This is a genomic window from Vibrio sp. vnigr-6D03 (assembly GCF_002835515.1).
GTDB lineage: Bacteria > Pseudomonadota > Gammaproteobacteria > Enterobacterales > Vibrionaceae > Vibrio > Vibrio penaeicida.
Genome location: NZ_PIZL01000011.1, coordinates 20,113 through 34,428 on the forward strand (window position 1 = coordinate 20,113; position 14,316 = coordinate 34,428).

Below are 14,316 nucleotides of genomic sequence, written 5' to 3' on the forward strand. Positions count from 1 at the left end.
CCACGTACTTTCGTGGCTGCCATAACTCCGAGCTTTCACTGCTAAGTTCGCAAATTAGCGAATAAGAGGTGTCAGCCAGTGGCAATTTGGTCACAAGGGTTTGTTTGGAAATGAACAAGCCTCCCGTGTTTGGAAAGGTGTTCCGTGGCGCAACAATTCGAAGATAAATTCAATCGCAAGTTTTACTACTTGCGCTTATCAGTTACTGATGTTTGTAACTTTAAATGCACATACTGTTTACCTGATGGATATAAACATCCTTCGGGGCAACGTAATTCATCCTTTTTAACTCTCCCCGAAATCCGACGTGTGGTTCATGCATTTGCTAGTTGTGGAACGGATAAAGTCCGCATTACTGGTGGTGAACCGAGTTTACGTAAGGATTTTACCGAAATCATTCACGAGATTGCTTCAACACAAGGTATTCGCAAGGTTGCCACTACAACCAACGGGTATCGTATGGAGAAGCAGGTTGGTGAATGGAGAGAGGCTGGTCTTACCAACATAAATGTAAGCGTCGATAGTTTGGACTCCAGGATGTTCCATCAAATTACTGGTGAGAATAAATTCGCTCAAGTCATGGCTGGGATCGATAAAGCATTTGAAGTCGGCTTTGAACAGGTAAAAGTGAATGCAGTTCTGCTCAAAAATTTGAACAGTAGCGAGTTACCCGCGTTTTTGCATTGGATAAAAGATAGATCGATTCAACTTCGGTTTATTGAGCTTATGCAAACAGGAGAGATGGATGAGTTGTTTAAACATCACCATCAATCTGGCGTCAGTATTCGCAATCATCTCATTGCCAATGGTTGGCTGCTCAAGCCGAAAGCGCTTAATGACGGTCCAGCCCAAGTCTTTATTCACCCTGACTACCAAGGGGAAATAGGGCTTATCATGCCGTATGAAAAAGATTTTTGCGAAAGCTGTAACCGATTAAGAGTATCGGCTAAAGGTAAGTTGCATTTGTGTTTGTTCGGTGAGCATGGTGTTGAGTTAAGAGATTTATTACAACACGATCATCAGGATATTGAGCTAATAAATCGCATTTCTGAGCAGTTACAAACTAAATCTGTTAGCCATTTTTTGCACGATGGAAACTCAGGTATGACACCACACCTCGCATCTATCGGCGGCTAAATAATTTAAACGCTGGTGGATTCCCGCCAGTAAACAATTTCAATCTATAACACGTAAGGTGAGCAAATGGGGCACGCTGAAAGTAAATTTGAACCTGCAAACATTGCTGTTTTAACGGTTTCTGATACCCGAACGGAAGAGAATGATACCTCTGGTGGCTATTTGGCTGAGCACTTGCAAGAAGCTGGTCATAATCTTGCTGATAAAAGCATCGTTATTGACGATATGTATCAAATCCGTGCTGTCGTCTCAAAGTGGATTGCTGACGATACGATTCAAGCGATAATGATTACTGGTGGTACAGGATTTACTTCTCGCGATAGTACCCCTGAAGCGCTTGTTCCATTATTCGATAAGCAAGTCGAAGGGTTTGGTGAACTGTTCCGTGCGGTTTCTTATGAAGAGATAGGTACGTCAACCATTCAATCCCGCGCTATTGCAGGGTTTGCTAATCACACGGTGATTTTCGCAATGCCTGGCTCAACTGGAGCATGCCGCACAGCATGGACAAAGATCATTAAGCAGCAAATGGATGCCAGCCATCGTCCATGTAATTTTATGCCTCACCTCAGTAAATAAGAGGAGCATCATGAATCAATTTACCCATATTAATGCTTCCGGCGAGGCAAACATGGTTGATGTGTCTTCAAAAAATGACACAGTTAGAGAAGCCCGCGCAGAAGCCTTCGTCCACATGTCGCCAGAAACACTTCAATTGATTGTTTCTGGCTCACACCATAAAGGCGATGTGTTTGCTACGGCACGTATTGCTGGTATTCAAGCAGCAAAGAAAACATGGGATCTGATTCCACTTTGTCACCCATTACTTTTGTCTAAAGTTGAAGTTCAGCTCGAAGCAATTGAATCGGAAAATAAAGTTAGGATTGAATCTGTTTGTAAACTGGCAGGAAAAACTGGCGTAGAAATGGAAGCGTTAACAGCGGCTTCCATTGCAGCTTTAACCATCTACGATATGTGTAAAGCGGTTCAAAAAGACATGGTTATCAGCCAAGTCAGGTTACTTGAAAAAACGGGTGGCAAGTCTGGTCATTTTAAGGTGGACTAATGATAAAAGTTCTATTTTTTGCTCAAACTCGTGAGTTAATTGGCGTAGATGAACTCGAACTTGACGCGACGTTTGAAACGGCTGAAGCACTGCGATCTTACCTTGAGGAAAAAGGTGATAAGTGGGCATTGGCACTGGAAGCCGGTAAGTTACTCGTCGCTATTAATCAGACGCTTTGCCCATTAGATTCACCTTTGAAACATGGTGATGAGGTCGCATTTTTTCCGCCTGTTACAGGGGGGTAACAAATGGCAAATGTATCTGTTCAGGTTAATGATTTCTCTCTTTCTGATGAATATGAACGATTGGCAACAGGCACTTCGGCGGGCGCTGTGGTTACGTTTGTTGGAAAAGTGAGAGATATGAATCTAGGGGACAATGTTGTTGGGTTGTCTCTCGAACATTACCCAGGGATGACTGAAAAATCCCTACTCGATATTTGTGAGCAAGCCAAACAGCGTTGGAACATTGAAGCGATGACTGTTATTCACAGAGTAGGGGACCTAGATATTGGTGATCAAATTGTATTCGTTGGTGTTTCCAGTGCGCACCGTGGTGATGCGTTTGATGCTTGTGAGTTTGTGATGGATTTCCTTAAAACCAAAGCGCCATTTTGGAAAAAGGAACGCACTACGGATTCAGTTAGATGGGTAGAATCTCGCGAGTCTGATGCATTAGCAGCTAACCGATGGGAACAAAAATAGTCCGCTGATTTGATATGGTTTGATAGGCGGTAATAGGTTAACTAACGTTAGCGACTTAACGTTACAAAAGACCTAACTTTATAAAAGTCAGCTTTCAAAAGTTTTCCCTTCAAAAACTCAGCTTCAAGAATGTTGTCTAGAAGAGTTCTGTATTCAAAAATAAGGAAACCGGTCAGTGGAGATTTCTCTGACCGGTTTCTTTTTATTTTGAGCTTATGCAGAACTTAAGCTCATGGTTGTTTACCTAGCTATTTGTTACTTAGCTACAGTACAAACAGTAGACCAGCTACCGTCTGAACCTGGTACAGAAGTTGTGTACCAGTTTGCTTTGTAGATAACACCGTTGTGAACCAATTGGTCACCAGTCTTAGCGTGGTTAGGGTTACCTGCCCAATCTACTTGTGGCCAGTTAGGGTATACGTTAATACCTGTTACATCACAAGTTGGGTCTACAACGTTCTTCTTAACTAGAACCGCAGCTTGAGCAGAGCTTGACGCTTTGCCATCACTTACAGATACAGTGAAGTTCAATGTTGTGTCTACATTGTAGCTAGCAGCAGTAAAGGTTACTTTTGAACCTTGAACTGTCGCATTTAGACCTGCTGGAACATCCCAAGTGTAAGTTAGAGTGTCATTGTCAGCATCAGTTGAAGCACTTGCATCAACCACTACTGTAGCACCAGCGCTTACTTGTGCAGGAGCCGAAACTGCTGCAACTGGAGCATTGTTCACGCCTTTAGCACTTACAGTAACAGCGACACGGTCAGTTGCTGCTGCGCCTTCGTTATCTGTTACCGTTACTTCAAACACGTAAGTTTGAGTAGCCGTTACATCTGCGAAATCAACAGAAGCTACCGCAGCATTTGCGCTAGTGATAGTGACCGCTGGACCCGATACTTGTGTCCAAGCGTAGCTTGCGATTGTTCCATCAAGATCTTTAGAAGCACTTGCATCAAGCGTTACTTTTGCTGGACCTTCAACAGAAACATCAGCACCTGCTTTTGCAACTGGAGTGCGGTTACCTACGGTAGTCGCAAGACCTTCGTGCATAGCATTTAGGATGTCGCCGTTATCCGCATCGATTTCCCAAGAGAATAGACCTGCAAGACCTAGGCTACGAACGTAAGCACCTTTTGCTTTTACAGAACGGTCATCATCAAATGTGATGAGTTTACCGTTTGAACGGTTCCATACGTAAGGAGCTTCAGCTAGTTCGTCGTATCCGTACTCATAGCCATTTACACCTTGCTTGTTAGCGCCAAGCATGTGTGTCTTAATGCCTTTGTAGTCGATAACACCGTCTTGCCATACACCTTGAGCTTCTGTACCAGTTAATGCACCAGTACCAGTACCTGTCATTGGATCAGTAGGGTCTGTAAGCGTTGAAGGCATTACACCATCCCAACCACGACCGTACATCGCTGTACCAACAACCAGTTTGTTTGCAGGAACACCTTGAGCTAGAAGGATTTGAATTGCATTGTCAGTCGTGTATGCAGGACCTTTGTAAGGTACGCCATCAGCATCTGTACCAGTTCCGTCACACTGACCAGGGCGCATGAACTTACCACAGTTAAGTGCTGTCTGGTGACCTGGAGAGTTGCTCCACGCACCGTAGAAGTCGTAAGTCATCGCAAAGATGTAGTCCATGTGTTGAACTGCGGCTGCGTAATCCACGTCTTCCAGTTTGTCGTAACCAACACCGATTGCAGAAGTTAGCTCGTAAGTACGACCTGTCTCTGCTTCTAGCGCGTTAAGCATAGTGCGCAATTCTTGCATCAGTGCAACGTACGCAGGGCCGTCGTTAACAGGGTCACCTAGGTTGCCGTTTGGACCGCCACCACCTGGGAATTCCCAGTCGATATCAACGCCATCGTAGAACTTCCATGTTTTAAGGAATTTCTTAACAGACGCAACGAAGATATCTCGGTTTGCTTTCTCAGTGAATCCATGGAATGGGTCGGATAGTGTCCAGCCACCGATAGAAGGAACAATTTTTAGATCCGGGTTACGCTGTTTAAGCGCCATCAACATGGCGTAGTTTCCTTTAATAGGATCAGCGTATTGGTGACCAGCTTGGCTAAACCCTTTCATAAACGCTGCCCATGGGTCGTGCACAACAACTTCGTAGTTGTTAACGCCAGTACATAGCGTTTGCAACATTCCATGACCGCTTGGGTTGTCTTTCTTCAAGGAATCATTTGGACCACAAATTGGGATGAAGCCATAAAGAATATGTGTCAGGTTGTCGACTGGGATATTATCCACGGTGAAATCACGACCGTAGATACCCCACTCAACAAAATAAGTACCCACAACAGTATTTGGATCGGTAGCGTACGTTTTGTTGTTAGGGTCCACGTTCATTGGAAGTGGTTTTAAGTGTGCACCGTCGGTATCAGCAACGACAATCTCGCTAGGTGCTGATTTTGAACAACCCGTCGCATCACATGCTGCAATCTCTAGAGAGTAACGACCGCCTTTACCATATTGGAAACTCGCTGTTGTCGTACTACCAGCTATTGGACCAGAACTTACTTCTATGCCGTCAAAGAAAATTTTGTAGGTGTCGCCTGTCACGCCAGACCATTGATTAAACTTAATGGTGATGTCTGCAAGATCCTTATAGTTCACCATTTGGTGATACCCTTTTAAGGATTGCATCTCTAATTGAATTTTTGAAAATTGCAGGTTGTTAGAACCATCAAGATCAATAGTCGGAACTGCTGGTGCAGCGATTACAGACCCTGATAGTGCTAATCCAACACCAATAGCGCATAAGCTTAGATGTCTCATTGTATTTCTCTCATTCCTTGTATAAATAACTGCCTCAAAAATGCAGAGGCGAAAGATTCGATGGTCATAATTGCAACCATCCGAGCCAGTGTTTATGAGAGGCAAAGTTTTGACAAAGAAAAATAAAATGCTTTTGAATCGACATAAAAAAAGTAAAAATTAGTTTCTTATGCGTTACAAAAAAAGTGATGGTGCCTCGATTTTTTATAAAACCTGACATGCTTGTGTTGCACTTATGAATTTTTGCACTACTCCTGAAAATGTGAGTGACTATTGTCACATTTATGTTGAAACCTTGTGGCATTTTGTGGGGTGCTAATCGACTTGATTTGTATATAGTGTTAAATTTTTGTTCAAATATAGTATAAGATTCTGCAATATTGCTTATTTTTAGAACAACTTGGTTCCTATGTTTGACTCAGGCGCTATCTGAGTGTGTTTGAACCACTATTTTTAAAGTTATCAGAGTAATTGTCTGAAAAATGCTGTGATCCCAAAAATTAAACGGTTTTTTACTACATTTTTATGGCAAATTACTTCAATGATTGGTAGTGTGTTGCGCAATCTTCTTTAGGTTTAGAAAACGCTGTACGCTTTTTTCGCGCTAAATTTTTCTAAATGCCCTCCGTTCTGGCAACTGAAGAAGACGTCATGGATGCAATCAAAAAAACTTGGAGTTTAATGCATGTATAAGAACAAAATCACTCAAGCACTTCTTCTAGGTGCTGGTATGGCAGTGGCTGCCACTTCGTTCTCCTCTCTTGCTGCTGATGTTCCAGCAGGCACAAAATTAGCGAAGGTTCAGGAACTGGTTCGTGGTAACGGTACTGAAGTAGCAACTATCGACCCGCACAAATCACAAGGTGTTCCAGAATCTCACGTAATTCGTGATCTATTGGAAGGTCTTGTAAACCAAGATGCTGATGGCAACACTATTCCAGGTGTAGCGACACACTGGGAAACTGCTGATAACAAAACTTTTGTTTTCCACCTACGTAAAGATGCTAAATGGTCAAACGGCGATCCTGTGACAGCACAAGATTTCGTTTACAGCTGGCAGCGTTCTGTCGATCCAGCGACCGCTTCTCCATATGCTTGGTACATGGAATACACCAAGATGGTTAACGCTGCAGATATCGTTGCAGGTAAAAAAGACAAAAGTACATTGGGTGTTAAAGCGCTAGATGATCATACTCTAGAGGTTCAACTGGAAACTGCAGTTCCTTACTTTGTTATGATGACTGGTCACACTACAACTAAGGCTGTTCACAGAGGCACTATCGAAAAGCATGGTGATCAGTGGACAAAACCTGAAAACTTCGTTGGTAACGGTGCATTTGTTGTAGACAAATGGGTTCTTAATGAGCGTATGGTTCTTAAGCGTAACCCAAGCTACTGGGACAACGAGAAAACCGTTCTTGACCAAGTGACGTTCCTTCCTATTGAAAACCAAGTAGCGGAAATGAACCGTTTCCTATCTGGTGAATTGGACTTCACTTCTTCAGCTCTTCCTGTTGAACACTTTAAGCGTCTTAAGAAAGAGTACCCAGAGTCTGTTTCTGTAGAAGGCAGCTTGTGTACTTACTACTACTCGTTCAACACGAAGAAGAAGCCATTTGATGACGTACGTGTTCGTAAAGCGATTTCTTACGCTATCGACCGTAACATCGTAACTGACGCTATTTTGGCTCAAGGTCAAAAACCTGCTTACTTCCTAACTCCTGAAATCACAGCTGGTTTCAACCCTGAGTTACCTGAGTTCGCAAAAATGTCTCAGAAAGAGCGTAATGCAGAAGCAGCACGTCTTCTTGAAGAAGCTGGTTTCGGTAAAGGCAACCCACTTAAGTTCACTCTTCTTTACAACACTAACGAAAACCACAAGAAAATTGCGGTAGCGTTAGGTTCAATGTGGAAGAAAACGTTGGGTCTAAACGTAACACTTGAAAACCAAGAGTGGAAAACTTACCTATCTACTAAAGATCAGGGTGACTTCGAAGTATCACGCGCAGGTTGGTGTGGTGACTACAACGAAGCTTCTTCATTCCTAACTCTAATGGTTAGCAAGAACACGACTGCTGGTCAGCACTGGGGTAATAAAGAATACGATGCTTTGATCGACAAAGCACTTAACTCTACTTCAGACGCTGAGCGTACAGCTCTTTATGTGCAAGCAGAAGATCTGATTGCTAAAGAGATGCCGATTGCTCCAATTTACCAATATGTACGTGCACGTTTGCTAAACCCTCACGTTGGTGGTTTCCCATCAAACAACGCAGAAGAGAAGATCTACTCTAAAGATCTCTACATCAAAGCGAAGTAATCACCTCCGCTGATAAAATTATAAATAACACGGACACTGCATGTGAGAGTCACATGCAGCGTCTTTTCTATTATTCATTGTCACAGACTGAAAGAGTGAGTTTATGCTTAAATTCATTATGAAACGGATATTCGAAGCGATTCCAACGATGTTGGTGTTGATTACTGTATCCTTCTTTCTAATGCGCTTTGCGCCAGGGAACCCGTTTTCAAGCGAGAAACCATTACCACCAGAAGTAATGGCGAATATTGAAGCGAAATATGGTTTGGATAAACCAGTACTTGAACAATACACCACGTACTTAACTAACGTTGTACAAGGTGATTTTGGTCCTTCATTCAAATACCTAGATTACTCGGTTAATGAGTTGATTTACGGTGCATTACCTGTATCTGCTAAAGTCGGTTTTATCGCCTTTATCTTTACCGTGGTTATGGGGGTATCCGTTGGCACAATAGCAGCACTCAAACAGAATACTTGGGTGGACTACACCATAATGTCAACGGCAATGCTTGGTGTTGTAATGCCATCCTTTGTGCTCGCTCCCGCGCTCATCTATCTATTTTCCCTGCATTGGAACCTTTTCCCCGCTGGTGGTTGGCATGATGGCAGCTTAAAATACTTGGTTCTTCCAGTTATAGGCATGTCACTCCTCTATGTTGCTACATTCGCTCGTATCACGCGAGGTAGCATGATCGAAACGTTGAACAGTAACTTTATCCGCACAGCTCGTGCGAAAGGTTTGAGCTATCGCTACATTGTTGTTAAACACGCTCTGCGTCCAGCTCTCCTCCCAGTAGTGTCATACATGGGACCTGCTTTCGTAGGTATCATTACAGGTTCCGTTGTTATCGAAACTATTTTTGGTCTACCAGGTATTGGTAAGCTATTCGTAAACGCAGCATTCAACCGCGACTACTCGCTAGTAATGGGTGTAACCATCTTAATTGGTTTCTTATTCATCCTATTCAACGCAATTGTTGATATTTTGCTAGCTATGATTGACCCGAAAATTCGCTACTAAAGGGACCGGATTGATATGTTGACTAAAAAAGAAAATCTTGATGCGATTGAAAAGTTCTCTAAGGACTTAGAAGTTGAAGGTCGCAGTTTATGGCAAGACGCCAGAATCCGCTTTATGCGAAACAAAGCGGCGATGGTGAGCTTAGCTATCCTATTTGTTATGACAATGGCAGTAATATTCCTGCCAATGTTTGCTCCTTTTACCTACGACGATACCGATTGGTATGCGATGCACGTTGGCCCAAATGCGGAACACTGGTTTGGTACAGATAGCCTAGGTCGCGATATATATGTACGTACACTGATTGGTGGTCGAATCTCACTGATGGTAGGTGTACTAGGTGCATTGGTCGCGGTGACGATTGGTACACTTTACGGTGCAGCTTCAGGTTTTATCGGCGGTAAAACTGACCGTATCATGATGCGTATCCTAGAAATCCTGTACGCAGTACCATTTATGTTCTTGGTTATTGTATTGGTTACCTTCTTCGGTCGTAACATTGTACTTATCTTCGTTGCGATTGGTGCAATTGCATGGCTAGACATGGCGCGTATTGTACGTGGTCAAACGCTTAGTCTTCGTAGTAAAGAATTTATCGAAGCGGCACATGTATGTGGTGTAAGTAATTGGAAGATCATTACTCGTCATATCGTGCCTAACGTACTGGGTATTGTAGCGGTTTATTCAACCCTGCTTATCCCGAGTATGATCCTAACTGAATCTTTCCTATCGTTCTTAGGTCTTGGTGTACAAGAGCCGATGACGAGCTGGGGCGCGTTGCTTCAGGAAGGTTCACAAACAATGGAAGTAGCTATTTGGCAGCTAGCGTTCCCAGCCGCATTTATGGTTGTGACTCTATTTTGCTTCAACTATGTCGGTGACGGCCTGCGTGACGCACTGGATCCAAAAGATAGATAAAAAAATAATTATCGGATCCTTTTAGAGCAATTAAAAAATTACACAGGAAAGCAATGATGAGCTTGTTAGATGTTAAAGATCTGCGAGTCGAATTTACCACGCAAGATGGTATCGTCACCGCAGTCAATGATCTTAATTTTACTCTGAGCCAAGGGGAAACCCTTGGTATCGTAGGCGAGTCTGGCTCGGGTAAATCCCAAACTGTATTCGCCATCATGGGGCTTCTTGCTAAAAACGGCATTATCTCTGGTAGTGCAAAATTTGAAGGTCGCGAAATTCTGAATTTGCCTGAAAGCGAACTTAATCGCGTTCGAGCAGAACAGATAGCGATGATCTTTCAAGACCCTATGACATCACTCAATCCATACATGAAAGTCAGCGATCAGTTGATGGAAGTGTTGATGCTGCACAAGGGCATGGGTAAAGCGGAAGCATTCGAAGAGTCTGTTCGCATGTTAGAAGCCGTTAAAATCCCTGAAGCTCGTAAGCGTATCACCATGTACCCACATGAGTTTTCGGGCGGTATGCGACAGCGCGTTATGATCGCAATGGCGCTATTGTGTCGTCCGAAACTATTGATTGCAGATGAACCTACTACAGCATTAGATGTAACGGTTCAGGCTCAAATCATGGACCTATTGAATGAGCTTAAGAGCGAATTCAACACCGCTATCATTATGATTACTCATGATTTGGGCGTAGTAGCAGGCTCGTGCGACAAAGTTCTTGTCATGTATGCGGGTCGTACCATGGAGTACGGTTCAGTAAATGAAATCTTTTATAATCCTAGTCATCCTTATGCTGAAGGCTTGTTAAAAGCCATTCCGCGTTTGGATACCGAAGGCGAAATTTTGCCAACGATTCCAGGAAACCCACCTAACTTGCTTCGCTTGCCTCCAGGCTGCCCATACCAAGAGCGCTGTCATCGTGTGACAGATAAGTGTATGACTGATGCACCTGAACTGGTTAACTTTGGCGATGGACGTCAAAGAGCATGTTTTTCTGATTGGGAGGCTTGGAAGCGATGAGTGATGAAAAAAAGCTATTGCTTGATGTTAAAGATTTAAAAGTTCACTTTAGCATTGCCCCCAAGTCTGCATGGCCTTGGACAAAGCCTACTCCTCTGAAAGCTGTTGATGGCGTTAACATTCGCCTTTATGAAGGTGAAACGCTCGGTGTGGTAGGGGAATCGGGTTGTGGCAAATCCACCTTTGCTCGTGCCGTGATAGGCTTAGTCGAAGCGACCGAGGGTGAGGTGGTATGGTTAGGGCAAGACTTAACCAAAATGCAAAACGTTCAGCGACGTAATACGCGTAAAGAAATCCAAATGATATTCCAGGATCCCTTGGCGTCATTGAACCCGCGTATGACAATTGGAGACATCATTGCTGAGCCACTGGAAACATTTTATCCAGAGCTATCAGCGAATGAAGTCAAAGAGCGTGTTCGCGAAATGATGACGAAAGTGGGTCTGCTACCGAACGTAATCAACCGCTACCCGCACGAATTTTCCGGCGGTCAGTGTCAGCGTATCGGTATTGCTCGTGCACTAATTCTTCGCCCTAGAATGATCATTTGTGATGAGCCTGTATCAGCACTCGATGTTTCCATTCAGGCACAGGTTGTTAACTTGTTGAAAGAGCTGCAGAAAGAGCTTGGGTTAAGTTTGGTTTTCATTGCCCACGACCTTTCTGTTGTTAAGCACATCTCTGACCGTGTGTTGGTTATGTACCTGGGTAATGCCGTTGAGCTTGGTGAATCTAAAGCGTTGTTTGCGGAACCAAAGCATCCATATACGCGTGCACTGATGTCTGCGGTACCTATCCCTGATCCAGAGCTCGAACGTGTGAAGAAGATAGATATGCTTGAGGGCGATCTACCTTCTCCAATGAACCCACCTTCAGGTTGTGTCTTCCGTACGCGTTGCCCTGAAGCGACGGAAGCATGTTCGCAGAAAAAGCCTGAAATTACGGGAGACGACGTACATGCCGTTTCTTGTTTTATGGTTAACTAAATTCAGCCTGTGACAGGCTTAAGCGCGGTGCCTTTGTGGACCGCGCTTTTTTTGTGCAAAAAATATTAGCCTTCTTTTTATCCAACTCTTCCTCTTCTTACAGCCTAAATTTGTCCGATATTTCAATCTCAAAGCGTGTATTCCAGACTAAAAAATTACGTATTATTCGTTGCATCAATATTCAAATGTAAACAAGATGTAAATAAAATGTTTTACAAAAGTTTATTTGAGAGTAAGAATGTACTATTAGTTAAGCATGAATACGCTTTATTCAGTGCGCTGGAGGCTCATATGAAAAGACTGTATTACATCACTAAAGATTTAGACGATGCAGAAGAAATCTCTGATGAAGTACACGCAAATGGAATTGATGATCACCATTTCTATGTATTAAGTCGGGATGATAATGGGATTAACACTCATCACTTGCATGGTGGTGCATCCCTTGAGACGGCTCATATCATTTCAGGCACACAAAAGGCCTTGATAGCTGGAGCGGTCGCCGCTGGCGTCCTTATCCTTTTTCTAACGTTCTTCACCAACTTGTTTGCTTCTTCCAGTTTTGTTCCGTTTGCGTTGATTTGCATCATCGCCATTACTACAACTGTTATCGTGAAGATGACTGGTGGTTCGTTCGACAATTACTTTATGAGTTTGTTTAATCAACACCTTGATGATGGCGACGTGGTTATTGTTATCGATGTTGAGCGCGATCAAGCACACCGAGTTGAAGACATTTTGAATCGCCACCCTAAAGCCGAGTTCATTGCCGATTGCTCGAGTATTGGCTCTCCAATCCCAGATTAAATGTATCTGCGGTCAACAAAATATCTAAGGGCTGACTTTTTGTCGGCCCTTATTTGTAGTCCCTATTTTTGAAGTTGTACGGCTGCTTATTCAAATATTTCGATGAAGTTGAACGGTACACAGTGGTCGTTTCTACATCAGGCATACGTAAACTAAACCCCTAATCAACCAGACCCTAAAGGTTTTGATAAATGACTTTTGTGTTGAGTTGACTATGTTCAAAAATGAAAACCGTCAGAGAAGGACAAAAACATGGGTAAGTTAGTTGAAGGCGTTTGGCATGATGTTTGGTATGACACAAAAGCAAGCAATGGAAAATTTGTTCGCGAAGACGCGGGTTTTCGCCATTGGATCGAAGACAAACCAAATGCCGAATTTCAGCCCGAGTCGGGACGTTATCACCTATACGTCTCGTTAGCTTGTCCTTGGGCGCATCGAACGTTAGTTTTTCGAAAGCTTAAAGGCTTAGAGGAACACATCTCGGTATCCGTAGTGAGTGCTGATATGCTTTCTGAAGGTTGGCAGTTTGATCAGCCAGAAGAGTTGTTCAGTTTTACTCGAATGCATCAAGTGTACACGCAAGCTAAAAATGACTATACGGGAAGAGTGACTGTCCCTGTACTTTGGGATAAGAAAACCAAAACCATTGTTAGCAATGAATCTTCTGAAATTATCAGAATGTTTAACAGCGAGTTTAATACACTAACAGGTAATAATGACGACTATTACCCTGAGTCGCTTCGTAAAGAAATAGAGAAGTGGAACGAATTTGTTTATCCAAACATCAACAATGGTGTTTATCGCTGTGGCTTTGCAACAACGCAAGAAGCTTATGAAGAAGCGTATGATCAGCTATTTGATGCGTTGGATACTGTTGAAGAGCAGTTAGCCTCTCAACGCTATTTAGCGGGTTCTCAGATTACAGAAGCTGACTGGCGCTTGTTTACCACACTGGTTCGTTTCGATGCGGTATACGTAGGGCATTTCAAATGTAATAAGAAACGCATCGCGGATTACCCAAATATTCAAGGGTATTTGAAAGAGCTGTATCAAGTTGACGGTGTTAAAGAAACCACTAATTTTGAACACATAAAAAGGCATTATTACTTCAGCCATACCGGGATTAACCCAACTCAAGTGGTACCAAAAGGACCTACATTGGATTTGGATAGCCCTCACGGCAGAGATTAGAGAAATACTCAAGATTCAGGTAATAAAAAACCAGCTCAATGAGCTGGTTTTTTATTTTATATGGTGGAGGGGGACGGATTCGAACCATCGAAGGCAGTGCCGGCAGATTTACAGTCTGCTCCCTTTGGCCACTCGGGAACCCCTCCAGGGTGTTTTTTATGCTTCTAAGAGCAAACTTAAAAGATGATTTCCCAACGCATCGATCAAGCTGTCTGATGTTTAAAAGGAATAAACAACAGATTAAATATGGTGGAGGGGGACGGATTCGAACCATCGAAGGCAGTGCCGGCAGATTTACAGTCTGCTCCCTTTGGCCACTCGGGAACCCCTCCAGGGTGT

13 protein-coding genes, 2 tRNA genes and 1 riboswitch are annotated in these 14,316 nt (G+C 43.3%); of the genes, 12 read left to right on the top strand and 3 right to left on the bottom strand.

What is annotated here, in order from left to right:
- Nucleotides 1–13 precede the first annotated feature (13 nt).
- Nucleotides 14–157: riboswitch (molybdenum cofactor riboswitch) on the top strand.
- The 5 genes from moaA to moaE all read left to right on the top strand — a co-directional run bounded on the left by moaA (nucleotide 145) and on the right by moaE (nucleotide 2,907).
- Nucleotides 145–1,137 carry a GTP 3',8-cyclase MoaA gene (moaA, locus tag CW749_RS07940; protein ID WP_101111492.1) on the top strand — a complete coding sequence of 331 codons (993 nt, stop codon included), beginning with the start codon at nucleotides 145–147 and terminating at the stop codon, nucleotides 1,135–1,137. Its footprint overlaps the riboswitch before it by 13 nt.
- Nucleotides 1,138–1,203: 66 nt before the next feature.
- Complete coding sequence (gene moaB / locus CW749_RS07945) at nucleotides 1,204–1,716, top strand: molybdenum cofactor biosynthesis protein B (protein ID WP_101111493.1); 513 nt, start codon at nucleotides 1,204–1,206, stop codon at nucleotides 1,714–1,716.
- A 10-nt stretch (nucleotides 1,717–1,726) separates the two neighbouring features.
- A complete protein-coding gene (gene moaC / locus CW749_RS07950) occupies nucleotides 1,727–2,203 on the top strand; it encodes a cyclic pyranopterin monophosphate synthase MoaC (protein ID WP_101111494.1) in 477 nt (158 codons plus the stop codon).
- Nucleotides 2,203–2,448: a molybdopterin synthase sulfur carrier subunit gene (gene moaD, locus CW749_RS07955; protein ID WP_101111495.1), complete on the top strand. Its 246-nt coding sequence runs from the start codon at nucleotides 2,203–2,205 to the stop codon at nucleotides 2,446–2,448. Before moaC ends, moaD begins: the two co-directional genes overlap by 1 nt.
- 3 nt (nucleotides 2,449–2,451) lie before the next feature.
- Nucleotides 2,452–2,907 carry a molybdopterin synthase catalytic subunit MoaE gene (gene moaE, locus CW749_RS07960; RefSeq protein WP_101111496.1) on the top strand — a complete coding sequence of 152 codons (456 nt, stop codon included), beginning with the start codon at nucleotides 2,452–2,454 and terminating at the stop codon, nucleotides 2,905–2,907.
- A 255-nt stretch (nucleotides 2,908–3,162) separates the two neighbouring features.
- Here the strand turns inward: moaE and CW749_RS07965 are convergent, their stop codons facing one another.
- On the bottom strand, nucleotides 3,163–5,703 hold the full coding sequence (locus CW749_RS07965) for a glycosyl hydrolase family 18 protein (protein WP_101111497.1): 2,541 nt from the start codon (nucleotides 5,701–5,703) through the stop codon (nucleotides 3,163–3,165).
- Nucleotides 5,704–6,388: 685 nt separating this feature from the next.
- Here CW749_RS07965 and CW749_RS07970 point away from each other — a divergent pair.
- From CW749_RS07970 to CW749_RS08000, 7 genes are all read left to right on the top strand, one after another.
- Nucleotides 6,389–8,023 carry an ABC transporter substrate-binding protein gene (locus CW749_RS07970; protein WP_101111498.1) on the top strand — a complete coding sequence of 545 codons (1,635 nt, stop codon included), beginning with the start codon at nucleotides 6,389–6,391 and terminating at the stop codon, nucleotides 8,021–8,023.
- Between the two features lie 103 nt (nucleotides 8,024–8,126).
- Entirely contained in the window at nucleotides 8,127–9,047 is a 921-nt protein-coding gene (oppB, locus tag CW749_RS07975; RefSeq protein ID WP_101111499.1) for an oligopeptide ABC transporter permease OppB, read from the top strand.
- Between the two features lie 15 nt (nucleotides 9,048–9,062).
- Nucleotides 9,063–9,965 (top strand): oligopeptide ABC transporter permease OppC, encoded by a 903-nt coding sequence (oppC, locus tag CW749_RS07980; protein ID WP_101111500.1) that lies wholly within the window; start codon nucleotides 9,063–9,065, stop codon nucleotides 9,963–9,965.
- A gap of 56 nt (nucleotides 9,966–10,021) precedes the next feature.
- On the top strand, nucleotides 10,022–10,993 hold the full coding sequence (locus tag CW749_RS07985; protein ID WP_233448342.1) for an ABC transporter ATP-binding protein: 972 nt from the start codon (nucleotides 10,022–10,024) through the stop codon (nucleotides 10,991–10,993).
- Nucleotides 10,990–11,979 carry a murein tripeptide/oligopeptide ABC transporter ATP binding protein OppF gene (gene oppF, locus CW749_RS07990; protein WP_237322366.1) on the top strand — a complete coding sequence of 330 codons (990 nt, stop codon included), beginning with the start codon at nucleotides 10,990–10,992 and terminating at the stop codon, nucleotides 11,977–11,979. Before CW749_RS07985 ends, oppF begins: the two co-directional genes overlap by 4 nt.
- A 291-nt stretch (nucleotides 11,980–12,270) precedes the next feature.
- Nucleotides 12,271–12,786, top strand: a complete 516-nt coding sequence (locus CW749_RS07995; protein WP_101111507.1) for a hypothetical protein — start codon at nucleotides 12,271–12,273, stop codon at nucleotides 12,784–12,786.
- Nucleotides 12,787–13,038: 252 nt separating this feature from the next.
- A complete protein-coding gene (locus CW749_RS08000) occupies nucleotides 13,039–13,977 on the top strand; it encodes a glutathione S-transferase family protein (protein ID WP_101111503.1) in 939 nt (312 codons plus the stop codon).
- Nucleotides 13,978–14,038: 61 nt separating this feature from the next.
- Here CW749_RS08000 and CW749_RS08005 read toward each other — a convergent pair.
- Together CW749_RS08005 and CW749_RS08010 are read right to left on the bottom strand one after the other, a co-directional pair.
- Nucleotides 14,039–14,123: transfer RNA gene (locus CW749_RS08005), tRNA-Tyr, on the bottom strand.
- A 101-nt stretch (nucleotides 14,124–14,224) separates the two neighbouring features.
- Nucleotides 14,225–14,309, bottom strand: a tRNA-Tyr gene (locus CW749_RS08010).
- Nucleotides 14,310–14,316 lie beyond the last annotated feature (7 nt).

Bases quoted from the DNA above. Each gene is read 5' to 3' on its own strand.
- moaD (WP_101111495.1), top strand. From the start codon at position 2,203: ATGATAAAAGTTCTATTTTTTGCTCAAACTCGTGAGTTAATTGGCGTA.
- CW749_RS08000 (WP_101111503.1), top strand. From the start codon at position 13,039: ATGGGTAAGTTAGTTGAAGGCGTTTGGCATGATGTTTGGTATGACACA.
- CW749_RS07970 (WP_101111498.1), top strand. From the start codon at position 6,389: ATGTATAAGAACAAAATCACTCAAGCACTTCTTCTAGGTGCTGGTATG.
- CW749_RS07985 (WP_233448342.1), top strand. From the start codon at position 10,022: ATGAGCTTGTTAGATGTTAAAGATCTGCGAGTCGAATTTACCACGCAA.
- moaE (WP_101111496.1), top strand. From the start codon at position 2,452: ATGGCAAATGTATCTGTTCAGGTTAATGATTTCTCTCTTTCTGATGAA.
- CW749_RS07965 (WP_101111497.1), bottom strand. From the start codon at position 5,703: ATGAGACATCTAAGCTTATGCGCTATTGGTGTTGGATTAGCACTATCA.
- moaB (WP_101111493.1), top strand. From the start codon at position 1,204: ATGGGGCACGCTGAAAGTAAATTTGAACCTGCAAACATTGCTGTTTTA.
- oppF (WP_237322366.1), top strand. From the start codon at position 10,990: ATGAGTGATGAAAAAAAGCTATTGCTTGATGTTAAAGATTTAAAAGTT.
- moaC (WP_101111494.1), top strand. From the start codon at position 1,727: ATGAATCAATTTACCCATATTAATGCTTCCGGCGAGGCAAACATGGTT.
- oppC (WP_101111500.1), top strand. From the start codon at position 9,063: ATGTTGACTAAAAAAGAAAATCTTGATGCGATTGAAAAGTTCTCTAAG.
- oppB (WP_101111499.1), top strand. From the start codon at position 8,127: ATGCTTAAATTCATTATGAAACGGATATTCGAAGCGATTCCAACGATG.
- CW749_RS07995 (WP_101111507.1), top strand. From the start codon at position 12,271: ATGAAAAGACTGTATTACATCACTAAAGATTTAGACGATGCAGAAGAA.